Genomic DNA, 23,060 nt, shown 5'->3' on the forward strand with positions numbered 1-23,060 from the left:
GGCTACAGAGTGCAACCCGATAGTTCGGTACACGCGATCGGTGTAGCCGCTGCCGCAGGCTGCGATAGGTCCGAAGGACCTCCTGTGAGTTCAAGAGCAGCGCCCGCTGCGCGGTCGATCGCAGCCTCGCGGGCTCGGCAGCGGCTACGGGGTGCAACCCGATAGTTCGGTACATGCGATCGGTGTAGCCGCTGCCGAAGGCTGCGATGGGTCCGAAGGACCTTTTGCGATTTCAAGAGCGGCGCCCGCTGCGCGGTCGATCGCAGCCTCGCGGGCTCGGCAGCGGCTACAGGTTCGGATGTAGCCGCAAGATGCAGCGGCTACAGGTGATTAATGTACGTGCTCTTCGTGCCCCTGTTCGTGAAAGCCGGCCTGTTCGACCTGGACCGTCACATGGGAGATATCGAAGCGCTCGTGCATCAACTCGGTGACCTCGGCCAGGATCTGCTGCTCGCTGCGCCGCCCCAGGTCGGCCACCAGATGCGTGCTCATCACGTTCTTGCCGCTGGTCAGGGCCCACAGGTGCAAGTCGTGCACCTCGGTCACTCCGTCGATGGCGCGGATGCCCTGCTCGACCTGATCGATATCGATGCCGTCCGGCACGCCTTGCAGCAACACGTTCATGCTCTCCCTGAGCAATGTCCAGGTGCGCGGCAGCACCCAGAAACCGATGGCCGCGGCCACCAGCGAATCGACCCAGCCCCAGCCGGTGTACATGATCACCAATGCCGCGACGATCACGCCGATGGAGCCGAGCATGTCGCTCCACACCTCCAGGTAGGCACCCTTGACGTTAAGGCTTTCGGCGCTCGCCGAGGCCAGCAGGCGCATGGAAATCAGGTTGACGACCAACCCCAGCACCGCGATCACCAGCATGCCCGTGGACTGGATTTCCGCCGGTGCGGACAGGCGCTGCCAGGCCTCGAACAGGATGTAGAAGGCGACCAAGAACAACAGGAGGGCGTTGAACGCCGCGGCGAGAATCTCGAAGCGCGCATAACCGAAGGTGCGCTTGCGATCGGCCGCGCGCTTGCCGACCTGGATCGCCACCAGGGAGATCGCCAGCGCCAGCGCGTCGGTCATCATATGGGCGGCATCGGACAGCAGCGCCAGGCTGCCGGTGATAAAGGCACCGATCACCTCGGCGATCATGAAACTGCCCGTCAGCCCCAGGGCCATCCATAACTTGCGTTCGTGTCCGGCCCGAACCTGTCCGTGACTGTGCCCTGCGCCCATGAAAGCCCCCACCTGTGGAAATCGTCGTGGCTGATGATAGCCGGCCCGGGCAGCCGGCCCCGGCAAAATGACGCAATGGTCATACGCTTGCCATCTGGCGGTTATGGATGACGGCTTTCAGCGCCCCAGGCGCGCCATCACCGCGAGCATATCCGGGCGCCGGGCGGCCCATTCCTCGCGGGTGATGCCGAGCAGCACCACGTCGATGCGCTGGCCGTCCTTCTCGACGTTCTGCCGGCGCACGCCCTCGAGGGTGAAACCGAATTTCTGGTGCAGGCGGATCACCGCCTGGTTCAGCGCCAGCACCTCGCAGTTGAGCTTCGCAAGGCCGGCCGCGCCGAAGGCATGGTCGAGCAGCCAGAATTCCAGCTGGCTGCCCAGGCCCTTGCCCTGCAAGCCGCTGTCCAGGTAGAAGGCCCAGTCGGCGCTCTTGTGCAAGGCATTGATCGCGTTCAGCGACACCACGCCACAGGCGATTCCCTCTTGCAGCACCACGAACACCGACTGCCGCGGATTGCCCGCCAGCGAGTCGAGCCAGGCACGGTGCTCGGCCTCGGAAATCTCATGGGAGGTGTACATGTACTTGCGCACGTCCGGCTGGTTGCGCAGCTCGCGCACGCGCGCCTGCACCTGTGCACAAGTCTCGAGTATCGGCACGACCTGCATGCGGGGCTCCTGGTCTGAAACGGATGCCGCACAGCCTAGGGGCAACGGTGCCCGGCGGCAATTCAAAAGATCCCGCTACCCGACGCGGGCTTGCGCCGGCGCAGCCCATGCAGGCCCAGGCACACCAGGCTGGTGCCGAACGCGACGATCAACATGCCCTGCGGCGTCTCGCGCTCGCGGCGGCTGTCCAGGCATTCCATGGCGTTGGCGCATTGCGCGATGCACAGCTCCTGGCCATCGAGGGTGCAGGTCAGCACCGCGTCGCGCAGGTGGGTGAAGCTCAGCGTGCGCCCCAGGATCTGGTCATGGCCGACGTTCAGATAGCTGATGCCACGAACCACCTTGAGCCGGGTGTATTCGCCACTCTCCGCGTCCTCTATCAGCATCCCGCCACGGTCGGCATACAGCACCTTGCCGCTGAGGGATTCGACGTTGGCACCGTCCAGCCCATAGTCGACAAGGTTGAAGATCCACAGATGAAGCAGGGCCATGAACAGGCCAATGGCAAAGGACAACCACCCCGCCTGCAGCAGCGGGGGCAGCGTGGAGAAATCACGCAGGGAACGAAGGGCGGACCGGATCAAGGCAGCTCCCGAAAACTGGCGCGTGGACCGCGCGTTTTTTTCGAGAGATTAGCGGGTAAATGGGCCTTGGCTAAGCACAACTTTCAGCGGTATGGGTCGGGCTAAAATGCGGGCTGGCAGCGAAGGCTCTAGCCCGCGTTCCCCGGCGCCTGCAGGCGTTTGCGGGGGCGAATTTTTCTGCTGCGCGAAAGCGCCTCAGGACCCGGCACAGACCCCAGGCGCCCCACTGCCTGCCAGCCTCGGCATGCGCGTACCGAAGTACCCCGCGCTGACCACCCCGACCGCGCCCATCACCGCGCAATAGATCACGCAGATCCACGGGCTCCAGGGCATCAGGCCGATCAACAGCAAAGGCGTGGTGCTCGCCCACAGCGCGTAGGCGATGTTGTAGGTAAAGGAAATGCCGGAGACGCGAATCCGCGCCGGGAACAAGCCGACCATCACCGACGGCACCGCGCCCACCACGCCACAGCCAAGGCCGGCGATGGCGTAGGCCAGGCCGACCCAGGCGCCGCCGCTGATCAGGCAACCGTAGAGCAGGCCGATGCCCAGCGGCAGCAGCAGGCTGTAGAGCATCACCGTGCGCCAGGCGCCGATGCGGTCGACGATCAGCCCGGCCAGCACGCAACCGATATTCAGGAACACGATGCCCAGGCTGCTCAGGGCGAAGGTATGGCTGGCGCTCATGCCGAAGGTTTTCTGCATCATGGTCGGGGTGATGACCACGAACACCACCACCGCCGAGGTCAACACGCAGGTGAGAATCGCCGCCGGCAACAGGGCCAGGCGATGCTCGCGCAGCACGGTGCGCAACGGCAGTTCGACGGCGCTGTCGCGCTGTTCCTGCATGGCCATGAACACCGGGGTTTCGCTGAGCCAGCGGCGCAGCCAGACGCCGATCACGCCGAACACTCCACCGAGCAGGAACGGGTAACGCCAGGCGTGATCGAGGATCTCCGCAGGGGTGAAGAGTTGCGCCAGCAGGGTCGCGGTCAGCGCGCCGATCAGGTAGCCGAAGGTCAGCCCGGCCTGCAGAAAGCCCAGGGCGTAACCGCGGTGGCCGGCCGGTGCGTGCTCGGCGACGAACACCCAGGCGCTCGGCACTTCACCGCCCACCGCCGCGCCTTGCAGCACCCGCAGCGCCAGCAGCAACAGCGGCGCGAAATAACCGATCTGCGCGTAGGTCGGCATGCTGCCGATCAGCAGGCACGGCAGGGCCATCATCAGGATGCTCAGGCTGAACACCTTCTTGCGCCCCAGGCGGTCGGCGAAGTGCGCCATGAGAATGCCGCCCAGCGGCCTCGCCAGGTAGCCGGTGACGAAGATCCCGAAGCTCTGCAACAACCGCAGCCACTCGGGCATTTCCGGCGGGAAGAACAGCTGGCTCAGGGTCAGGGCGAAAAATACGAAGATGATGAAATCGTAGATTTCCAGGGCGCCGCCCAGTGCCGCCAGGCCCAGGGTCTTGTAGTCGGACCGGGAAAACGGCGCCGGCCGCGCGTCAGGGGAAAAGGACATAAAGCCACTCGGTGTTGGGCGAAATTCAAGGCGCCCATGGTCTACGCAAACGCCGCGAGGGACAACCGCAACCCCCTTCTGGGTCGGTTTTTAGGCTTTTCCTGTGCATTGAATCGCCGCCGCGGACGCCAATAATCGGCGACTTTCCCACCCGCAACAGGAAAGCCGCCATGAGCATCCATACCCGCAGCAAACGCCTGACCGTGCCGCAACTGGTGGCCATGAAAGGCCAGCAGAAGATCGTCTCCCTGACCGCCTACACCAGCCACATGGCGCGGCTGATGGACCCGTTCGTCGATTTCGTGCTGATCGGCGACTCCACGGCCATGGTCGGCTACGGTCGCACCTCGACCCTGGACATGAGCCTGGAAGAGATCATCGGCCACACCCGCGCCGTGGTCGCCAGCACCCGACTGGCCTGCGTGATCGCCGACATGCCGTTCGGCAGTTATCAGGAATCGCCGCAACAGGCCTACCGCAATTGCGCCGAGGTGCTGGCGCGCACCGGTTGTGACGCGCTCAAGCTCGAAGGCGGGCTGGCCCTGGCGCCGACCGTGGAGTTCCTGGTGCAGCGCGGGATTCCGGTTATGGCGCATATCGGCCTGATGCCCCAGTACGTGAATGTCATGGGCGGCTTCAAGGCCCAGGGCCTGAACGACGCCACGGCCCAGGCCATCGAGGCCGACGCCCGCGCCCACCTCGAGGCCGGCGCGTTCAGCCTGCTACTGGAAGGGGTGGCGGAAAACCTCGCGCGGCGCATCAGCGACTTCTCGGCGATGCCGACCATCGGCATCGGCGCCTCCCCCGCCTGCGACGGCCAGGTGCTGGTGACCGAGGACCTGCTGGGCCTGGGCGGGCCCCAGGTGCCGCGCTTCGTCAAACAGTACGCCGATGTCGGGGCGCTAATCAGCCAGGCCTGCGAGCAGTTCGCCGCCGAGGTGCGCGACGGCCGCTTCCCCGAGGCGCGGCACTGCTATGGCGTCTGATCGATGGCCCGGGCCAGGCGTTGCACGGCGCCGGCAATGTCCTGGCGCCAGTCGAGGGTGAAACTCAGGCGCAGGTGATGGCGCCACAGGCCTTGCTGGCTAAACATCTGCCCCGGGGCGATGACAATGCCCTGCCCCAGCAATTGCTCATACACCTGGAGAATCTCCACCGGGCGCGTGGCCTCGGCCCACAGGGTCGCGCCCCCGGCCGGGGTGACCACCCGCAACTGCTCGGCGGCGTGTTCGGCCAGCAGCGCCTGCAACTGGCCCATGCGTTCGCGCAGCAGGCCGCGCAACTGAACCAGGTGCTGATCGACCCGGCCGCTGCCCAGCAGCTTGGCCACGGCCTTCTGGCGGATCGGTGACAGGCGGAACGCGCGCTCGAGAAAGTGCCGCTGCAAGCGCGCGCCCTGGCCACGGCACAACACATAGCTAAAGGGCGCCTCGGAACCTATGACTTTGTCGAAGGTGGAAAACACCAGCAGCCGCTCGGGATCGGCGTAATCGCGATACCGCGCCGGCCCCGGTGTAAAGCAGAACTCGCCATAGCTGTCATTTTCCAACAGCCAGATGCCGCGCTCCCCCAGCCAGCGGCACAGCTGCCGTTTGTCCGCCGCGGGCATCAGGCTGCCGTGGGGCGCGCTCAGGGTCGAAGACAGCAGCGCCAGGCGCACCGGTTCGCGTTGCAGCACCTCCTGCAGGCGCTGGCGATCGAAGCGTCCTGCGGCGTCCAGCGGCAGCTCGATCACGCGGATCTTCGCCGCCTGCAATTGCCGCAGGATCGCCCAGGAACAAGGCGACTCCACCAGGGCGACGCTGCCATTCAGCTCCAGGGCATCCAGCGACAACGCCAGCACCGCGCGCAAATCCGTGCCGAGAAATACCTGCTCGGCCTGCCAGTAATCCGTGGTCGAGCGGGTGTAGCGCTCGGCCAGCGCCGTGCGCAGCTCCGCCTCGCCAAACGGCTGGTACAGCGGCGCCTGGGAGCGCGGGTACTGGCGCACCAGCTCGCGCTCGGCGGTCAACAGGGGATTGTCCAGCGACAGCAACATCGCCGGGGCGTCGCTGCACAGCGCCAGCATTCCGGGCTGGCGGGCGTAGGCATAGACCCTGTCCAGCAGCTCCGTATCCGGCGCCAGCCCTGGCGCCGGCACGGGGCGGCTGAAGTAGCCCTGCTTGGGCCGGGCGTAGATCCGCCCTTCATCCTCGAGCAAGCCATAGGCGTACTTGGTGGTGGAAACCGAGACCTTGAGGCGCTGGGCCAGGGCGCGCAATGACGGCAGGCGCTGCTCGGCCGCGCTGGCGCCGTCCAGCCACTCCACCAGGTAGCGGTAGACCGCCTGATAGGCGAAAGGCGTTTCGCGGCTCACCGCTTCAGGCGCCCTTGGCCAGGGCGATTGCCGCCTGGATCGCCGCACGGGCCTGGGGGCTGTTTTTCCAGCAGCTGGAGCCGACCAGGACCGAGGCCTGGGTGACGATCTCCAGGGCATCGGCCCGGGCCAGCTGGGCGAGGGAATCGATGCCCAGTTGTTCGAGACGGGCGACCACGGTTTCGCCGACACCCTTGAGCTTGAGCAGCGCCTGGCGTTCTTCGAGCGGGAATGGCATGTACTTCAATCCTTTGCAGTGGGTACCAATTGCCGCATTCTTGCACAGTTTTCGGCCGCCCCAGCCTGAGGCGACCGACCTCCTGACAAACATAAAAAAGACTTGAGGTATCGACGTGTCCACAGACATTGAAGACAGCCGTTCCGCCCGTTTTGCCCTGCGCTGCTCGAACTGGGCCGAGCGCTGGTTCCCCGACTCCTGGGTGTTCGCCGCGCTGGCGGTGATCATCGTCGCCCTCGCCACCATGGCCATGGGCGCCAAGCCCACCGACACCGCCATGGCCTTCGGCGACGGTTTCTGGAGCCTGATCCCCTTCACCATGCAGATGGCCTTCGTGGTCATCGGCGGTTATGTGGTCGCCAGCTCGCCGCCGGCGGTGAAGCTGATCGACAAACTGGCGCGCATTCCGAAGAACGGCCGTTCCGCCGTGGCCTGGGTGGCGCTGATTTCCATGGTCGCGTCCTTGCTCAACTGGGGCCTGTCCCTGGTGTTCGGCGGCTTGCTGGTGCGGGCCCTGGCCCGGCGTACCGAACTGCGCATGGACTACCGCGCCGCCGGGGCCGCGGCCTACCTGGGCCTGGGCGCGGTCTGGGCCCTGGGCCTGTCGTCGTCCGCCGCGCAATTGCAGGCCAACCCCGGCAGCCTGCCGCCGTCGATCCTGTCGATCACCGGGGTGATTCCGTTCACCCAGACCATCTTTCTCTGGCAGTCGGGCGTGTTGCTGCTGGCCTTGATCGTCGTCTCGCTGGTCATCGCCTATGCCACCGCCCCCGGTCCGAACTCGGCGCGCGACGCCAAGGCCTGCGGCATCGACCCGAGCTTCAGCATGCCCAAGCCACAACCGCGCACCCGCCCCGGCGAGTGGCTGGAATACAGCCCGCTGTTGACCATCCTGCTGGCCCTGCTGGCGGCCGGCTGGCTCTACCATGAGTTCGCCACCAAGCCGGCGATCACCGCGATTTCCGGGCTCAACACCTATAACTTTCTGTTCCTGATGCTCGGCGCGCTGCTGCACTGGCGCCCGCGCAGCTTCCTCGAAGCCGTGGCCCGCGCCGTGCCGACCACCACCGGGGTGCTGATCCAGTTCCCGTTGTACGGCTCCATCGCGGCCTTGCTGACGGTGGTCAAAGGCGTCGACGGCCAGACCCTGGCCCACCACATCTCGACCTTCTTCGTGCAGATCGCCTCCCACGACACCTACGCGCTGCTGATGGGGGTCTACTCGGCGGTGCTGGGCTTCTTCATCCCGTCGGGTGGCGGCAAGTGGATCATCGAGGCGCCCTACGTGATGCAGGTGGCCAATGACCTGCAATACCACCTGGGCTGGGCGGTGCAGATCTACAACGCCGCCGAGGCACTGCCGAACCTGATCAACCCCTTCTACATGCTGCCGCTGCTGGGGGTGCTGGGGCTCAAGGCGCGGGACCTGATCGGCTTCTCCTTCGTCCAGTTGCTGGTCCACGCCCCCCTGGTGCTGGTGCTGCTGTGGGCACTGGGCACCACCTTGAGCTACATGCCGCCCGTGGCGCCGTAATCTGTTGCCAGCGACTCGCTTCCCTGCGGGAGCGAGTCTGCTCGCGACGGGCCCCAAGGCCGAGGGTGCCCGCCATACCGTCATCGCGGGCAATCGAGCGTCGACCGGCCGCTCCTGCAGAAGCAGTCTTACACCCCTTCCAGCTTCCCCCTACCAGCGTCTAAGCCCCGTCCCAGAGCCTTTTCTGTAGTCTTTCCGTCATATTCGGTTGCTACCGTGCAGCCGAAATACTTTGTTACGAATTGGTCGAAAGGTAATCAGGGACCCGCATGAGCGACGAACACTCGAAAGACCCAGGACATTCCAAGGCCACGGAGCCACCCACCGACACCAGCCGCCGGCGTTTTCTCGGCGGTGTGGCGGTGTTGGGTGTCGGCGCGACGCTCAGCGCCTGCGGCCACAACGACCCGGCGCCGGGCAAGCCGGTGGAGCGCCCGCTGTCGCCGGCCGAGCTGGACCGGGCGCTGCGCGATAACGTGAAGAACGTGGTGGTGATCTATGCCGAGAACCGCAGCTTCAACAACCTGTTCGCCGACTTCCCGGGGCTGGAAAAACCGCTCTCGGCCCTCAAGCCCGCCGACTATCAGCAACGCGACCGCGACGGCAGCCTGTTGTCGGTCTTGCCGCCGGTCTGGGGTGGCGTCGCCCAGGTCGGGCCCCAGGCCCTGGATGGCGTGACCTATTCGGTCGGCACCCAGTACCAGGAACGCCTGCCCAACGCGCCCTTCGCCCTCAAGGGCCCCGATGGCGAAGACCTGCCCCTGGGCCTGGTCACCCGCGACCTGTGGCACGTGTTCTACCAGAACCAGATGCAGATCAACGGCGGCAAGAACGATGGTTTCGTCGCCTGGGCCGACGCCGGCGGCCTGCCCATGGGTCATTACGCCCAGAGCCGGTATGAATTGCGCCTGTGGGATGTGGCCCGGGAGTTCGTGCTGTGCGACAACTTCTTCCAGGGCACCTTCGGCGGCTCGTTTCTCAACCACCAGTACCTGATCAGCGCCGCCGTGCCGTTCTATCCGGATGCGGCCAATTCGGTGGCCAAGCCGCAGATCGCCACCCTGCAAAGCGACGACCCGCTCGACACCCGCCTCAAGCCGCTGGAGCAATCCCCGGCCAGCGCCATGAGCGGCCCGCCGCAATTCGGCCCGAGCCTGCTGACCCCGGACGGCTACGCGGTCAATACCATGGCCCCGCCCTACTGGCCGACCTGGATCCGCGACCCGCAGCGCCCGGCCTATGCCAAGGCCGACCTGCCCAATGTGCTGGTGCCGCAGCGCCACGACACCATCGGCGACAAGCTCTCGCGCAAGGACATCGACTGGGCCTGGTACGCCGGCGCCTGGCAGGTCACGCTGGACGCCTACAAGGATTCGGCGGGGATTCCGAAGATCCCCAACTTCCAGTACCACCACCAGCCGTTCAACTACTTCGCGCAGTTCGGTCCCGAGCATCCCAACGAACGCAACCATCACCTGCGCGATGCGGGCCTGGGCGATGAGTCGAGCAGCAACCGCTTCCTCGCCGATGCCGAGGCCGGCAAGTTGCCACCGGTGGCGTTCTACAAGCCCCAGGGCAACCTCAACATGCACGCCGGTTATGCCGATGTGGCCGCGGGCGACCGGCATATCGTGCGTGCCCTGAAGGTGCTGCGCGAAAGCCCGCAGTGGCAGAACATGGTGGTGATCGTCACGGTCGATGAGAACGGCGGCTGGTGGGACCACGTCGCCCCGCCCCAGGGCGACCGCTGGGGGCCGGGGACACGCATCCCGGCGCTGGTGGTGTCACCGTTCGCCCGCAAGGGCACGGTGGACCATACGGTGTACGACACCGCGTCGATCCTGCGGTTGATCACCCGGGTGTTCCAGCTGGAACCGCTCGACGGCCTCAAGCAACGGGACGCGGCGATGACCGCCCGGGGGCAGGCGCCCATGGGCGACCTGAGCAATGCCCTGCACTTCCCGGCCTGAACCGACGGCAGCGGCCGCCCGGGCGGCCGTCTGCGGGTGCAAAAGAAATCCACCCTTTTCCTTGTCACCCGCTACTGTTTCAGTACGGAACTTACCTCGCACAGACGAGGCCAACGCTGACAAGGAGCCAAGCATGAAACTCGCAAGACTGTCCCTCCCCCTCGCCGCCCTGACCCTGGGCGGCCTGACCCTGAGTAGCCTGACCCTGAGCACCGCAGCCCAGGCCAATGTCGATCTGAAGCTGGGCAACACCCAGCGCGTCACCCAACTCTTCTCCTACCCCAACAACTGCAACGTGATCTGCTTTCGCAACTGGACGCTGGAACAGACCGTCGAGCATTACCTGACCCAAAGCGTGAAGCGCGATGGCTACAGCACCGCCAAGGTCAAGGTGAAGACCGATAACAACCAGCTGTACGCCAACATCAGCGGTGTTCCGAAGGGGTACGGCAAGCCGCTGACCGCCCTGCTGGATGCCGGCGACCTGGCCTACCAGGGCGCCAGCAAGCTCAACAGCGACGGCAAATGGACCTACAGCTGGTACCTGTTCCTGCCCCTGGGCATGGCCCTGGAAAACCGCAAGAGCGTCGAGCTGCTGCACTTCCCGCCGGACTACTCGCTGACTCAGGCCCAGGACTACCTGAAATCGGCCACCACCGACCGCTGGGCCACCCTGCTCACCACCAATGGCATTCCAACCGAGCAGACACCGGGCTACCAGACCATCATCGACATTGCGCCGATCGCCGCCCCGGCCACTGCCGGCAAGGACCTGGAAGGCGTCTACGGCTACTTCCAGGACTACCAGACCACCATGGTCAAACAGATCAGCCAGAGTGCCAGCGGCGCCGCCCTGCCAATGGTGGCCTTCGGCGCGCCGGTGCGTAACTGGATCAAGCAGCAGTACGGCCCGACCGTGAACGTGCTGGGCCTGGCGCAGATCAGCCCGAGTGCGGGCCTGAAAGTGCCGGTGCTGGGCTCCAACCACCCGAGTTACATCTGGTACGCGGCGGATCCGGAGAACTATGACGGCGACGAGGCCAAGGCCGACGCGGCCGGTTTGAAGGTAATGGGGCAGGATCTGAGCGCGGCCTGCTGGCAGGCCGGGATGGGCAGCAAGCCGGGCAGCGACCCGACAGTGCAGCTCCAAAGCTGCACGCAGAACTGGCAGGTGACCAACAAAGAGCAGACCTGCACCCTGTTCTACACCTCGATCCGCAAGCTGACGCCGGAGCAGGCCCAGGCCAAGTGCGCCACCACGCCGGTGCAGACCCAGCTGAAGCAGCTGAAGGCGCCGGCACCGTCGATGAGTACCGAAGCACCGCCGCATATCTGACGAACAAGCGGTAACGGCTACATCCCCATCGCGAACAAGCTCGCTCCTACAGAACGGCACATCGCCCGTAGGAACGAGCTTGCTCGCGATGGGTTTTCAGCGCCTCAGAGCGCCCCGACCGGCCGCAGACGGTACTGCGGCGGCAGTTGCTCGAAGCCACTGATGGTGGCGTTCAGGCTCTTCCAGCGACCGTCCTTGATGCCATAGATGCAACCGTGGATCGACAGGCTCTGCCCGCGATGCCAGGCGTTTTGCACAATGCTGGTGTGGCCGACGTTGGCCACTTGCTGGATCACGTTCAGCTCGCAGAGGCGGTCGACCCGTTCTTCCTCGGTGGCCAGTTGTCCCAGGACTTCGCGATGTTCGTAGTACAGGTCGCGAATCGAGCGCAGCCAGCCGTCGATCAGGCCCAGCTGGCGATCCTGCATCGAGGCGCGCACGCCGCCACAGCCATAGTGACCGGTGACCAGGATGTGTTTGACCTTGAGCACGTCCACCGCGTACTGGATCACCGACAGGCAATTGAGGTCGGTGTGCAGCACCACGTTGGCCACGTTGCGGTGTACGAACAGATCCCCGGGAAGCATGCCGACGATCTCGTTGGCCGGTACACGGGCGTCCGAACAACCGATCCACAGGTATTCCGGCGTCTGTTGGCGGGCCAGCTTGGAGAAGAATTCAGGATCTTCCTGCTTGATCGCTTCGGCCCAACGCTCGTTGTTATCAATCAGGTCTTGTAGTTCGTTCATGCTATGAAGCCTCAGGATTGATGCGTTGCTATGACAGACGACTGTCTGTCGGGGTCACGCGCGTCTATGCAGATACCGCTTATCCCCCCCTTTGAATCTTGCCGGGTCTGGTGGGTCCACTCTTTAAGCCCAAAAGTATGAGCAACCGTCATGACTGAATCACGACGTCCCTATGGCGCGCCTCAGCCCGAGCCCATCGACGACAACGAAGACCGCATGGGTTCCCTGGAAGAGCTGGACTTCGATGAAGAAGAACCCGGCGCCCGGGTCGGCGACCCTGCTTCCAGCCCTGTGGAGCATCGTACTCCCCACCGGCACATCCATGGCTCCGGCCTGACCGGCAACGCCGAGGATGAGCCCAACGACGATGAGCTGACCCCGGAAAACCTGATCCGCGAAGACGGCGCCCGCTCCGCCCATGAAGCCGGTGAAGACCGGCCGGCCGACTGGGACCTGAGCATTGTCGATGAAGACGATATCGGCGGCGGTAATGGCCTGGACGAAGCCGAACTGGCCCAGCGCGATCCGCTGGATGGCAAACGCTGATACCTGCCTTTAACAACGATAGTGGCTCGATACGCCGTCAATCGACCAGGGTGCAGGCCATCACCAGCGCATCTTCGCGCCCGCCTGTCGCCGGATAGTAATCGCGGCGGCGGCCCACTTCGTTGAAACCGTAGCGCTCGTACAGCCGATAGGCGGTCTGGTTGCTGGAGCGCACTTCGAGGAAGCACTCGCGCGCGTCTTTCTGGTAAGCGCGCTTCATCAACTCTTCCAGCAGCCGCAGGCCCAGGCCACGGCCCTGGCTTTCCGGCTTGACGGTGATATTGAGCAGGTGGGCTTCGTCGATGATCACCTGGATCACGCCGTGGCCGACCTGCTGGCTGCCTTCGAACATCAGCCAGACTTCATAGGATTTCAGGGCATCGGTGAAAATGCCGCGGGTCCAGGGATGGCTGAACGCCGCGTATTCGATTTTCAGGATGGCATCCAGATCCGCCTCGGTGGCCTGGCGGAACGATAAAGCGTCACTCATTGCTACTTTTCCAACGCGCCATCAGCCGACGCATGGCTTGCCAGACATCAGCCTTACGCTGTGGCTCTTCCATTAATAGTTCCAGCCCAGGCAGCGCCCAGGCCGAGCCCAGGCCTTCGACCTGGAGTTCACGGTTGTAGGACTGCGCATCAGCCTCGCCCGCGAAACGCACCGCCGGCAGGCCGATCAGCCACAGGCAGACACAAGGTTCTTCTTCGACCCGCGCCCCGACAAAGGCCTGGACGAAATCCCGCGCCGCGTCCGGCCCCTGGTCGAGATTGCCGCGGGTCAGCATCGGCCAGCGCACCGGCTCGGCGAGGATCTGCGGGCTGTCCGGCAGGCCGGCGGCGCGCAGCATGTCCTTGAGCAGCAGATAGGCCGGGTCGCGGCTCTGGAAGGCTTCGCCTGTGGGTAACTCCACCAGCAGCAGGCAACGACCTGCGCGCAGCAATTGCAGGGCGAAACGCGGTGGCGGCACGGGCGGGGCCTTGACCGGCGCCGGGGCCTCCTCGGCATCGACCACGGGCTTGCTGACCGGACGAACGGCAGCACCGGCGGGACGCGGCACTTCGATTTTCGGCCGCTCGGCAGGCTTGGCCGCAGGCTCGGCAACCGTTTTGGCCACAGGTGCAGGGGCTGCCGGGGCCTCGACCACGGGCTCGGCAATCACCAGCAACTCGGGACGGGACGGCGCCGCAAAGGGCAATTCGGTGCGCGGCAGCCAGCTGACCACCTGCATGGCGGACAGATAAGCGCGACGGCGGGACTCGATAAGCAAAGGTCGGCCACTTGTGGATAACTGAAGTGGGGGGATTCTACCGTCCTTCGCCGAAGATCGCCCGCAGTTGATTCGTCACAAAAACACCGGTCCAGCCCATGACAAGACCGAGGGGTGAATCGTCGGCCTTCCGATGCAGTACAATCGCTGCTTTTCATTGCCAACCAGCCGGCCATTCCGATGATCGAACCCAAGCGCGTGTTGCGCGCCCTCGCCGAACACTGGGCACTTCTGGAGCCACTGTGCGAGCACTTCGACCAAGGCACCCTGAGCCTCGCCGAACTGCGTTCACAGCTGGCCACACAGCAAATTGACAGTACGCCACAGGACATTACCAGCCTGCTGGACGTGTGGATCCGCCTGGACATCCTGGTTCCGGTGGCGAAAAGCCCGAACCGTTTCGAGCTCAACGCACAGATCCACGACTTCCTCGCCTACCTGCGGCGCGAGCACCGCCTGGGCCTGTGCCTGGAAATCGAAGCCTACCTGCGCCACCTCGAACGCCTGGCCGGTTACATCCAAGACGCCTTCGACATCCGCGACGGCCATGACCTGGCCCGCCAGCTGCGGTTGCTGGACATGCGCGTGCGCGATGTATTGAAAAAGCTCGCCAACGACGAACAGGCCCTGGTGGCCGTCGCCGAGCGGGCCAAGACCAGCGACCGGCAGATTCCCCTGCGCCAGCGGTACGCCGAGGTACTGGCCACCTGGGACGAATACGTCGAGCCGATGATCCAACTGGTGAATGCCGACGGCGCCTTCGAGCAAGGCGTGCGCAAGGTCGAGAACGTCCTGCTGCGCATGCTCACCGAACAGCAGCGCCTGGGCCATCTGGTGGACGACGACATGCTGCTGCGCACCCACGCGCGGATCCTGGAAATGCAGACCAGCGCCCAGCTGACCCTGCGTCACGCCCGGGAACTGCTGCTGCCGCTGCGTGAAGAAGCCCGCCGGCACAACGCCGTGACCCGCGGCGCGGCCCTGGCCCTGTCGGCCATCCGGCGCAAGGGCATCGACGCCGTGCCGCAAGCGGCCATGCCACTGTTCACCCGTCCGCAAAGCACCTTCCTCGGCAGCTCCGGCCAGGTCGAGGCCTATGTCTATGCCCTGGCCAGCTTCGAACCGAAGCCGACGCGCTTCCCCAAGGCGCACAAGACCCACAAGGGCGACAATGCGCCACGGGCGCCACGTACGGTCCGCGAGATGCTCGACCGCTGCGAAGACGCCCTGCCGATGCCGGACCTGATGACCTGGCTGCTGGAACAGGAACCGGACGGTGCCACCGACGAGTTGCTGTACTGGTTCTCCCGCCTGTCGCGGGAAAAACGCTTCAAACGCGAGCGTCTGGAACGCCGCGACTACCACACCCACGAGCACCAGGTCAGCCTGCGCTCCTTCGCCCTGCTCTCGGCCCGCGATGACGCCGCTGAGAATTCTGCGAGCACTCCCCATGCATCTTGATCTTTCCGAACTGTCCCAGCTGGCGCCGATCTTTCGCGAGCTGTTCAAGGGTTATCACGTCAGCCGCCGCGACCCGGAGCTGTACTCCCAGCTGTCGAACTTCCAGGACCAGTACCGCACCCTGTTCAAGGCCCTGGGCTTCGAACTGGTGTGCGATACCCGTGGCTTCTACTACTTCGTGCCGGAGAACGCCGCCGCCCAGGTGAACAAGACCGCCCAGCGCCTGGCGCTGTTCACCTTCATCCTGGTGGAGCACCTGGCCGACCAGGGCCGCGACCCGGTCGCCGTGCTCGACGGCGGCAGCCTCGGCCGCGACGAACTGCCGTCCTTGCTGGAGAAGTACCGCGACCTGTTCATCCAGGCCGAAGTGCAGACCCATGAAGAACTGGAAGAAAAAATAATGCGGCGCATGACCCAACTGGGTTTTGCCGGCGAGGAGCCGGGCATCTACCGCTTCCTGCCGCCGATGCACCGCTTCCTCGATGTGTGCCTGTCGGTGCAGCAGGACCGTGACCTGGCCGCCAGCCTGCACAGCGTGCTGCCGTTGCCGACGCCGGTGCTGATCGACGAAGACAGCGACGAAAAACTGCTGCAGACCGACGACCCGCTGGACCTCAGCGAATTCGTCGAATCGGAAAGTGAAGAGGACGCACTGGCCCGCGCCATTGCCGAAGAACAGGAGCTCGACGCATGAGCAAGGAACGCTACGGCATCCGCCGCTTTGCCCTTTTGAACACCGCCGGCTACAGCCTGGGCCTGTTCCCGCTGGAAGAGCCGCTGTCGGTCTACGGCGCGAACAACCTGGGCAAGTCCGCCTCGATCAACGCTCTGCAATTCCCGATCCTGGCACGCATGTCGGACATGAGCTTCGGCAAGTACAGCCTGGAACAGTCGCGGCGTTTCTACTTCGCCACCGATACCAGCTACATCCTGGTGGAAGTGTCCCTGCCCCATGGCCCGCATGTGATCGGCGTGGCCGGGCGCGGTCCGGGCGGCAGTTTCGGTCACCAGTTCTTCGCCTATGCCGGCTCGCTGGACCTGGCGCACTACCAGAAAGACGACACCTGCCTGCGGCAGAAAGAGCTGTTCACCAACCTCGAGCGCCAGGGCCTGAAGGCCTATGAACTCAAGCCGGATGAACTGCGCCGCCTGCTGGTGGGCGGACATACCTCGATTCCGCTGGACCTGACCCTGATCCCGCTGCGCTCCACCAGCGAGCAGAGCCTGAAGACCTTCCGCGCGCTGTTCATCAACCTGCTGCACATGCGCGAAATCACCGCGGCCAAGCTCAAGCAGCTGTTCCTCGATGCCTTCGAGCACAGCCTGCGTTCCGGCAGCGTCGACTACATCGCCGCCTGCGAAGACGCCTTCCGCGACGTGCGCCGCATGGAGCAGGACTACAACTCGCTGGTGGCCGCGGGTCCCCTGGTGGAAGCCCTGGCCAACGGCGTGACACAGCGCGACATCCTGCGCGGCAAACTGCATCGCCTGTCGCCGCTGCTCGACTCGCTGCTGGGCACCTGGTCCGACTACGCCAGCGCGCGCAAGGAAGAGCTGACCATCCAGGCCGAGCACTACCGCAACGAGCAGGATGCACTGCAGAACGACCAGCGCAGCAGCACCCAGGAAATGATGCGCCTGGAGCGGGAAATCACCGGCACCCAGCGCTGGCTCGGCGAGCTCTCGGTGCTCAAGCATCGTTTCGCCCTGGTGGACGACGTCAAGGTCCTGGAGCAGCAACTGCTGGCGGCCAAGGATGCCCACGACGAACTGGCCGGCGCCCTGGCCCAGTCCCGGCAGTTCTCCGCCGAGGACCTGGAAGAGCGCCTGCGGGACCTGGAAAAACGCCTGAAGTCGGTCAAGCAGCAGCTCGATAACGCCGACAACAACAGCTATGCGCGCCTGCGCGAGGAATTCTCGCAACAGGACGTCGAGCGCCTGATGCGCCTGTTCAACAGCCAGTTGTTCAGCCTGCCGCTGGGCGAGCACGGCATCGCCCTGGACGAGAACGGCGACTGGGTCAAATCCGTGGAGCTGATCCTCGATGGCTTCAAGGGCGAGCGCTTCGAAGTGCCGGGGCTGTCCATCGACATTTCCCACATCGAGCCACCGGCCTTACAGGCCCTGGCGGACCGCGCGGCATTGCGCGACCAGAAAGAGCGCCTGGACAAAGAACTCAAACAGCTGAAAACCCAGGCCGCGGTAGCCGCTGACCGCGCCGCGAGCAAGACCCAGACCGAAGCGCTGTACCAGCAGGTGCTGGATGCGCAGAAAGCCCTGGAAGATTTCCGCCGCGCGCAGACCCTGAGCGCCGAGGAAGGCGAAAAGCTGGAACAGCTGGCGCAGATGGAGGCCGCCCAGGACGAACTCAAGCGCTCCAGCGACGCCTTCACCGAACGCGTCCAGCAGCTGTCGGCCAAGCTGCAACTGGTGGGCCGGCAGATCGGCGACATGGAAGCCAAGCAACGCACCCTCGACGATGCCCTGCGCCGTCGCCAGCTGTTGCCGGCGGACCTGCCGTTCGGCACGCCGTTCATGGAGCCGGTGGACGACTCCATGGACAACCTGCTGCCCCTGCTCAACGACTATCAGGACAGCTGGCAGGGCCTGCAGCGGGTCGATGGCCAGATCGAGGCGCTGTACGCCCAGGTGCGCCTCAAGGGCGTGGCCAAGTTCGACAGCGAAGACGACATGGAGCGTCGCCTGCAACTGCTGATCAACGCCTATGCGCACCGCACCGACGAAGCCCTGACCCTGGGCAAGGCGCGTCGCGCGGCCGTCACCGATATCGCCCGGACCCTGCGCAATATCCGCAGCGACTACGACAGCCTCGAGCACCAGTTGGCGCTGTTCAACCGCGAGATCAACAAACGCCAGGTGTCCAACCTGCAGAGCTTCCGTATCGTGCTCGCGCCGAACAAGGAAGCCCTCAAGCACATCGACCAGATCATCCACAGCGCCGGCCAATACGAAGAAGGCGAGACCCTGTCGGTGTTCGACCTGAGCCAGAGCGCCGAGCAGGACAGCAAGAACGAAGAGGCCAAGGAATACCTGGCCCGCCTGGTAGCGGCCAACCATAACCAACTGGGCCTGAAGGACCTGTTCGAGCTGGCGTTCGAGATCACCAAGGTCAATGGCCAGCCGGTGATCCACACCGATATCGATGGCGCGGCGTCCAACGGCACCACCATGACCATCAAGGCGCTGACCAACATGTACCTGTTGCTGCACTTGATGGACCGCGAGCAGGCCGGGCGCATCCGCCTGCCGTACTACCTCGACGAGGCCGCGGACATCGACGAGAAGAACCAGGCAGCGTTGCTGGAAACCAGCCTGCAACTGGGCTTCGTGCCGATCCTGGCCAGCGTGAAGCCGCAGGTGTCGGCCCAGGTCGCCATCGACCTGGAAGGCGGCAGCGGCCCGAACGGTATCTACATCGACGAGGCGGACTGGAAGTACATCCGCCGTCACGATCAGGTCAAGGCCACCCTGAACGTCGAACCAGAAGCCGAAGCGGAGCTGGACGAGGTGTAACCGCCGAAGCCGTAAAACAAAAAGGCCGTGATCTTTCGATCACGGCCTTTTTGCTTCCTGGGTTATTTGCCCAGGGGGATTTTCGGTGCCCAGGTCAGCCATTCGTCCTCGAACTTGTCGAACAACGGGAAGGTCTGTTCTGGCCGTGCCGGGTTGCCCATGCGCTCGCCATCCGGCGTGGCAAAGGCGATGCCGCCCTGGATCAGGGTCTCCAGCGACTCGGTACGGACGGTTGCGCCCTTGAACAGGCCGATGTCGATACCGAACCCGCTGCTGTTCCAGAAACGCGTACCGCCACGCACCAGCGGCGCGTACTTCGGCTCGATCAGGATATGGATCAACACCCGGTCGGCAGTCTGGCCCAGTTCGTAGCCCGTGACCTTGCCCACCGTTACCTCGCGGTAAGTCACCGGCACGCCGACCTTCAGCGAGCCGCGCCGCGCCGCGCTCAGCACCAGGCTCAGGCCGGCCTCGGCGATCGCGGCTTCCGGTGGCTGGGGCAAGGCGACAAAGCTGGTTTGCGCGCCGAGGTTCTTCGCCGCCGGCTGCACTTCGATGTACTGCCCGGTCACCAGGGTTTCCAGGTTGGCGGTCTTGATCAAGCCAAGCTCCGGCTTGACCACCCAGAACTGGCTGCCGACCCGCGCGATTCGCTCCGGCACCTCGGTGATCCGAGCCTTGAGCAGCACCGACTGCAGATCGCCGCTCAGGTCGACGTCTTCGACCTTGCCGACATCCAGCCCCTTGAAGCGGATAGGCGTACCTGGACGCAGGCCATCGGCGCGATCGACCTTGATGCTGATCAGGGTGCCCTTCTGTGTCGCCTGCTCCTTGTCGGCATACAAGCGGAAACGTGGGATGCGCTTTTTCAGCGGCACGTTGGGTTCCGGCGTGTCAAAGGCGATACCGCCGGCCATCAGGCTTTGCAACGACTCGCTCTTGACCTGGATGCCGCCGGTCAGGCCACCGGTCAAGGTGACACCGCTGGCATTCCAGAAGCGCGTCGAGCCGTTCACCAGCCCTTCGTACTCCTTCTCGATGTGCACGCCGATGACCAACTGCTTGCGGGTCCGCGAAAACTGGTAGCTCTGCACCGAGCCGACCTTGACCTGCTTGTACAGAATCGGGCTGCCCACCTCCAGCGAACCGAGGTTTTCGGTGAACAGCACCAGGTGCAGGCCAGGGGAGCGCAGGTCCAGCGGCGGCGCCTTGGGCCGCGCCTCGAATTCGCGTTGCGGAGCACCACCCTTGTCACCTGGGCGCACCGCAATGTAATTGCCTTTGACCAGGGCTTCCAGACCGGTGATACCCGCCAGGGAGATCGAAGGCTTGACCACCCAGAACTGGGTGCCTTGCACCAGATAATCCTCGGCCAGGGGGTCCAGGGTCAGCTCCGCCGTGGCGCTGGACAGATCCGGGTCGACCTTGAGGGCCTTGAGGTTACCGACCTGGATCCCCTTGTACATGACTGGCGTGCGGCCTGCCTGGAGCCCTTCGAAGTCACTCAGCTTGACCTTGACCCGGATGCCCGCCTGCGCCGCGTCGAAGTCCTCGTAGAGACGGAACGGCAGGCTCGGGTCGGTTGGCGGGCTGTCCCGGCGATTCTCCGGGGTAGCGAAGGCGATACCGCCGGCGACGATGCTGGCCAGGGATTCGCTACGCACTTTCACACCGGACAGGTTGGCGTCGATGCTGATGCCGCTGGCGTTCCAGAAACGCGTATGTTTGCGTACCAGGTTGGCGTAGGTCGGCTCGATAAAGACTTTGATCTCCACCGTGTTCTGGTCTTCGGAGAGCAGGTAGCTTTTCACCTGCCCCACCTGGATCTGCTTGTAGAACACCGGGCTGCCGCGGTTCAGCGAACCCAGGCGATCCGCCTTGATAGTCACGTGCAGGCCCGGCTTGGCATCCGATAACGGCGGCTCTTCGGCCAGCGCCTTGAACTTGCGCGCAGGCTCGCCCTCTCCCGGGCTGATGGCGATGTAGTTGCCTGAAACCAGCGTCTCCAGCCCGGTGATCCCGGCCAGGGTCACGCTCGGCTTGACCAGCCAGAAGCGTGTGCTGCTCTTCAGGTATTGCTGGACGTCCTTGTTCATCTCGACAGTGGCAATCACCCCTCTGGTGTTGCCTTCGTCGTCCAGCGCCAGGGCCTTGACCTTGCCCACCGACATCCCTTTGTAGACCACCTCGGTCTTGTTGGCCTGGATGCCCTCGCCGCTTTCAAAGCGCACCTGGACCTCGATACCGGTCTGACTGTAGGCACGCCAGCCCAACCATCCGCCAATCAGCAACGCGATCAGGGGCAGAACCCAGATGGCCGACCAGTTCGAAGCCGGACGGGTTTTAGCTTTAGGCAAATCACTCATTGTCGTCGTCCGACTCCGTGTTATCCCAGATCAGTCGGGGATCAAAAGTTACTGCGGCGAGCATCGTCAGAATCACCACGCTGGCAAAGGCCACTGCACCGAGATTGGCCTCGATACTGGCAAGTCGGCCGAAGTTCACCACCGCCACCAGGATGGCGATCACAAAGATATCCAGCATCGACCAGCGGCCGATGAACTCGATAAAGCGGTACATCCAAATGCGTTGCCGCGCCGATAACGGCTGATGGCGCTGGACCGAAAACAGCAGCAGGGCAATCCCCACCAGCTTGAAGGTGGGCACCAGGATACTGGCGATGAATACCACCGCCGCAATCGGGATCATGCCGTGCTGCACCAGTACGATCACCCCCGACATGATGGTGCTGGGGTCACCCTGGCCGAGTGACGTGACCGTCATGATCGGCAGCACATTGGCCGGGATGTACAGGATCGCCGCGGTAATCAGCAGTGCCCAGGTACGCATGATGCTGTTGGGGCGACGAGCATGCACCAGGGCCCCGCAGCGAGTGCAGATCTGCTCATCGGTATCGGGTTCCTGCCGGTTCAGTTCGTGGCATTCATTACAGACCAGAATGCCCGCATCAATCGCCCGCATGCGCATCCTCCCCGGCCAGGGCATCCCATATCTGATGGGGCGACATGACCACCTCAAGCCACACCTGAACCAATAACAGGCTGACAAAACACACCAACCCCAGGCCGACCGTCATGGCAGCCAGGTCCGCCAGCTTGACGATGGCGACCAATACCCCCATCAGGTAGACCTCGAGCATGCCCCAGTCCCGCAAGTGGTGATAAATGCGGTACAGCAACAGGCCGTAACTGCGACCTATGTCCAGGCGAATGCTCAGGAGCACGAACAACTGGCAGACCAGCTTGAGCAATGGAATACCCATGCTGCAGAGAAACACCACCACCGCCACGCCTTGCATATCGGTATTGAACAAACCGATAACGCCGCTCCACACGGTGTCCTCAGAGGATTGTCCGAGTAGATTGAGCTGCATGATGGGTAAAAAGTTCGCGGGGACATAGAGCAGTAGCGCGGCAATAACCAATGCCAAGCTGCGATCCACAACGTTATGGCGGTGTGCATATAGCTCGTAACCACAGCGGGGGCACTGGGCTTTTTCTCCGTGGGCCAACTCTGGCTTGCGCATCAGCAAGTCGCATTCGTGGCAGGCCACCAGATCGTCCAGCGGCAACTCTGACAGCCGGGGGGCGTCAACCGTATCTGACATACAAGGCTCTGGCTCTGAAAAGGCGTGAAGCTATTCTAGAGGTCCGTCCCGAAAATAACTGTGCAAAATTGTTTGGAGATAAGAACCGTTTTCTACGCGCAAAAACAAAACCCCAACTGCTTTCGCAATTGGGGTTTCGGAATTTAATCTTGACGATGACCTACTCTCACATGGGGAAACCCCACACTACCATCGGCGATGCATCGTTTCACTTCTGAGTTCGGGATGGGATCAGGTGGTTCCAATGCTCTATGGTCGTCAAGAAATTCGGTGTGCCGAGTCGTCTTTCAACGCTTCAGCAAATTGGGTATGCGATAGTTTGTGTGTTTTCTCGAACTTTCGGTTCGTTTCGTCTTCATACACCGCAATCTGGCTGTTAAGCGCAAATTGCTTGGGTGTTATATGGTCAAGCCTCACGGGCAATTAGTATTGGTTA

The 23,060-nt window shown here is 64.0% G+C and carries 20 protein-coding genes and 1 rRNA gene; 8 read left to right on the plus strand and 13 right to left on the minus strand.

Features of this window, described 5'->3' with window-relative positions; all coding sequences use genetic code 11:
* Positions 1-330: 330 nt before the first annotated feature.
* The 4 genes from CRO75_RS28965 to CRO75_RS28980 form a co-directional block, all read right to left on the minus strand.
* Positions 331-1,236: a cation diffusion facilitator family transporter gene (locus CRO75_RS28965; RefSeq protein WP_097139860.1), complete on the minus strand. Its 906-nt coding sequence runs from the start codon at positions 1,234-1,236 to the stop codon at positions 331-333.
* Positions 1,237-1,353: 117 nt separating this feature from the next.
* On the minus strand, positions 1,354-1,902 hold the full coding sequence (pseH, locus tag CRO75_RS28970) for a UDP-4-amino-4,6-dideoxy-N-acetyl-beta-L-altrosamine N-acetyltransferase (RefSeq protein WP_007930162.1): 549 nt from the start codon (positions 1,900-1,902) through the stop codon (positions 1,354-1,356).
* A gap of 62 nt (positions 1,903-1,964) precedes the next feature.
* Positions 1,965-2,486: a hypothetical protein gene (locus tag CRO75_RS28975; RefSeq protein WP_239990671.1), complete on the minus strand. Its 522-nt coding sequence runs from the start codon at positions 2,484-2,486 to the stop codon at positions 1,965-1,967.
* Between the two features lie 195 nt (positions 2,487-2,681).
* On the minus strand, positions 2,682-4,004 hold the full coding sequence (locus tag CRO75_RS28980; RefSeq protein ID WP_009045625.1) for an MFS transporter: 1,323 nt from the start codon (positions 4,002-4,004) through the stop codon (positions 2,682-2,684).
* A 170-nt stretch (positions 4,005-4,174) separates the two neighbouring features.
* Between CRO75_RS28980 and panB the strand changes: the two genes are divergently transcribed.
* Positions 4,175-4,990: a 3-methyl-2-oxobutanoate hydroxymethyltransferase gene (gene panB / locus CRO75_RS28985; protein WP_097139862.1), complete on the plus strand. Its 816-nt coding sequence runs from the start codon at positions 4,175-4,177 to the stop codon at positions 4,988-4,990.
* On the opposite strand, the gene CRO75_RS28990 is transcribed toward panB, so the two are convergent.
* Positions 4,978-6,360 (minus strand): PLP-dependent aminotransferase family protein, encoded by a 1,383-nt coding sequence (locus CRO75_RS28990; RefSeq protein WP_097139864.1) that lies wholly within the window; start codon positions 6,358-6,360, stop codon positions 4,978-4,980. The genes panB and CRO75_RS28990 overlap by 13 nt on opposite strands.
* 4 nt (positions 6,361-6,364) lie before the next feature.
* Positions 6,365-6,598 (minus strand): Pathogenicity locus, encoded by a 234-nt coding sequence (locus tag CRO75_RS28995; RefSeq protein WP_097139866.1) that lies wholly within the window; start codon positions 6,596-6,598, stop codon positions 6,365-6,367.
* Positions 6,599-6,713: 115 nt separating this feature from the next.
* Between CRO75_RS28995 and CRO75_RS29000 the strand changes: the two genes are divergently transcribed.
* The 3 genes from CRO75_RS29000 (at position 6,714) to CRO75_RS29010 (ending at position 11,438) form a co-directional block, all read left to right on the plus strand.
* Positions 6,714-8,132 carry a TIGR00366 family protein gene (locus CRO75_RS29000; protein WP_007930148.1) on the plus strand — a complete coding sequence of 473 codons (1,419 nt, stop codon included), beginning with the start codon at positions 6,714-6,716 and terminating at the stop codon, positions 8,130-8,132.
* A 269-nt stretch (positions 8,133-8,401) separates the two neighbouring features.
* Positions 8,402-10,102, plus strand: coding sequence for an acid phosphatase (locus CRO75_RS29005; protein ID WP_097139868.1), 1,701 nt, complete (start codon positions 8,402-8,404; stop codon positions 10,100-10,102).
* Between the two features lie 133 nt (positions 10,103-10,235).
* Complete coding sequence (locus CRO75_RS29010) at positions 10,236-11,438, plus strand: hypothetical protein (RefSeq protein ID WP_097139870.1); 1,203 nt, start codon at positions 10,236-10,238, stop codon at positions 11,436-11,438.
* Between the two features lie 104 nt (positions 11,439-11,542).
* Here the strand turns inward: CRO75_RS29010 and can are convergent, their stop codons facing one another.
* Positions 11,543-12,187: a carbonate dehydratase gene (gene can, locus CRO75_RS29015; RefSeq protein WP_007930139.1), complete on the minus strand. Its 645-nt coding sequence runs from the start codon at positions 12,185-12,187 to the stop codon at positions 11,543-11,545.
* 150 nt (positions 12,188-12,337) lie between these two features.
* Between can and CRO75_RS29020 the strand changes: the two genes are divergently transcribed.
* Positions 12,338-12,733, plus strand: a complete 396-nt coding sequence (locus tag CRO75_RS29020) for a serine kinase/phosphatase (protein ID WP_097139872.1) — start codon at positions 12,338-12,340, stop codon at positions 12,731-12,733.
* Between the two features lie 37 nt (positions 12,734-12,770).
* Here CRO75_RS29020 and rimI read toward each other — a convergent pair whose 3' ends face one another.
* Both rimI and CRO75_RS29030 read right to left on the minus strand, forming a co-directional pair.
* Positions 12,771-13,223: a ribosomal protein S18-alanine N-acetyltransferase gene (gene rimI, locus CRO75_RS29025; protein WP_009045633.1), complete on the minus strand. Its 453-nt coding sequence runs from the start codon at positions 13,221-13,223 to the stop codon at positions 12,771-12,773.
* On the minus strand, positions 13,216-14,001 hold the full coding sequence (locus CRO75_RS29030) for an energy transducer TonB (protein ID WP_097139874.1): 786 nt from the start codon (positions 13,999-14,001) through the stop codon (positions 13,216-13,218). The genes rimI and CRO75_RS29030 overlap by 8 nt, the downstream gene beginning before the upstream one ends.
* A 180-nt stretch (positions 14,002-14,181) precedes the next feature.
* On the opposite strand from CRO75_RS29030, the gene mksB reads away from it, so the two are divergent.
* From mksB to mksF, 3 genes are read left to right on the plus strand one after another with little or no spacing between them, the layout of a single operon-like run.
* Entirely contained in the window at positions 14,182-15,462 is a 1,281-nt protein-coding gene (mksB, locus tag CRO75_RS29035) for an Mks condensin complex protein MksB (protein ID WP_177409802.1), read from the plus strand.
* Positions 15,452-16,156, plus strand: coding sequence for an Mks condensin complex protein MksE (gene mksE / locus CRO75_RS29040; protein WP_007930132.1), 705 nt, complete (start codon positions 15,452-15,454; stop codon positions 16,154-16,156). The genes mksB and mksE overlap by 11 nt, the downstream gene beginning before the upstream one ends.
* Positions 16,153-18,996 carry an Mks condensin complex protein MksF gene (gene mksF / locus CRO75_RS29045; protein ID WP_007930131.1) on the plus strand — a complete coding sequence of 948 codons (2,844 nt, stop codon included), beginning with the start codon at positions 16,153-16,155 and terminating at the stop codon, positions 18,994-18,996. The genes mksE and mksF overlap by 4 nt, the downstream gene beginning before the upstream one ends.
* A gap of 62 nt (positions 18,997-19,058) precedes the next feature.
* On the opposite strand, the gene CRO75_RS29050 is transcribed toward mksF, so the two are convergent.
* From CRO75_RS29050 to rrf, 4 genes are all read right to left on the minus strand, one after another.
* The gene (locus CRO75_RS29050; protein WP_097139878.1) at positions 19,059-21,362 is read right to left on the minus strand and encodes an MlaD family protein; all 2,304 of its coding nucleotides are present in this window, start codon (positions 21,360-21,362) and stop codon (positions 19,059-19,061) included.
* Positions 21,355-21,978, minus strand: a complete 624-nt coding sequence (locus CRO75_RS29055; protein WP_085532507.1) for a paraquat-inducible protein A — start codon at positions 21,976-21,978, stop codon at positions 21,355-21,357. The genes CRO75_RS29050 and CRO75_RS29055 overlap by 8 nt, the downstream gene beginning before the upstream one ends.
* Complete coding sequence (locus CRO75_RS29060; protein WP_092417741.1) at positions 21,965-22,624, minus strand: paraquat-inducible protein A; 660 nt, start codon at positions 22,622-22,624, stop codon at positions 21,965-21,967. The genes CRO75_RS29055 and CRO75_RS29060 overlap by 14 nt, the downstream gene beginning before the upstream one ends.
* 147 nt (positions 22,625-22,771) lie before the next feature.
* Positions 22,772-22,887: ribosomal RNA gene (gene rrf, locus CRO75_RS29065) — 5S ribosomal RNA — on the minus strand.
* Positions 22,888-23,060: the final 173 nt, after the last annotated feature.

The organism is Pseudomonas sp. LAMO17WK12:I10 (assembly GCF_900215185.1).
Classification (GTDB): Bacteria; Pseudomonadota; Gammaproteobacteria; order Pseudomonadales; family Pseudomonadaceae; genus Aquipseudomonas; species Aquipseudomonas chlororaphis.

Coding starts and splice junctions, on each gene's coding strand:
- CRO75_RS29005 (WP_097139868.1), top strand. CDS start 8,402: ATGAGCGACGAACACTCGAAAGACCCAGGACATTCCAAGGCCACGGAG.
- CRO75_RS28995 (WP_097139866.1), bottom strand. CDS start 6,598: ATGCCATTCCCGCTCGAAGAACGCCAGGCGCTGCTCAAGCTCAAGGGT.
- mksB (WP_177409802.1), top strand. CDS start 14,182: ATGATCGAACCCAAGCGCGTGTTGCGCGCCCTCGCCGAACACTGGGCA.
- CRO75_RS29050 (WP_097139878.1), bottom strand. CDS start 21,362: ATGAGTGATTTGCCTAAAGCTAAAACCCGTCCGGCTTCGAACTGGTCG.
- can (WP_007930139.1), bottom strand. CDS start 12,187: ATGAACGAACTACAAGACCTGATTGATAACAACGAGCGTTGGGCCGAA.
- CRO75_RS28980 (WP_009045625.1), bottom strand. CDS start 4,004: ATGTCCTTTTCCCCTGACGCGCGGCCGGCGCCGTTTTCCCGGTCCGAC.
- CRO75_RS29020 (WP_097139872.1), top strand. CDS start 12,338: ATGACTGAATCACGACGTCCCTATGGCGCGCCTCAGCCCGAGCCCATC.
- pseH (WP_007930162.1), bottom strand. CDS start 1,902: ATGCAGGTCGTGCCGATACTCGAGACTTGTGCACAGGTGCAGGCGCGC.
- panB (WP_097139862.1), top strand. CDS start 4,175: ATGAGCATCCATACCCGCAGCAAACGCCTGACCGTGCCGCAACTGGTG.
- mksF (WP_007930131.1), top strand. CDS start 16,153: ATGAGCAAGGAACGCTACGGCATCCGCCGCTTTGCCCTTTTGAACACC.
- CRO75_RS29055 (WP_085532507.1), bottom strand. CDS start 21,978: ATGCGGGCGATTGATGCGGGCATTCTGGTCTGTAATGAATGCCACGAA.
- rimI (WP_009045633.1), bottom strand. CDS start 13,223: ATGAGTGACGCTTTATCGTTCCGCCAGGCCACCGAGGCGGATCTGGAT.
- CRO75_RS29060 (WP_092417741.1), bottom strand. CDS start 22,624: ATGTCAGATACGGTTGACGCCCCCCGGCTGTCAGAGTTGCCGCTGGAC.
- mksE (WP_007930132.1), top strand. CDS start 15,452: ATGCATCTTGATCTTTCCGAACTGTCCCAGCTGGCGCCGATCTTTCGC.
- CRO75_RS29010 (WP_097139870.1), top strand. CDS start 10,236: ATGAAACTCGCAAGACTGTCCCTCCCCCTCGCCGCCCTGACCCTGGGC.
- CRO75_RS28965 (WP_097139860.1), bottom strand. CDS start 1,236: ATGGGCGCAGGGCACAGTCACGGACAGGTTCGGGCCGGACACGAACGC.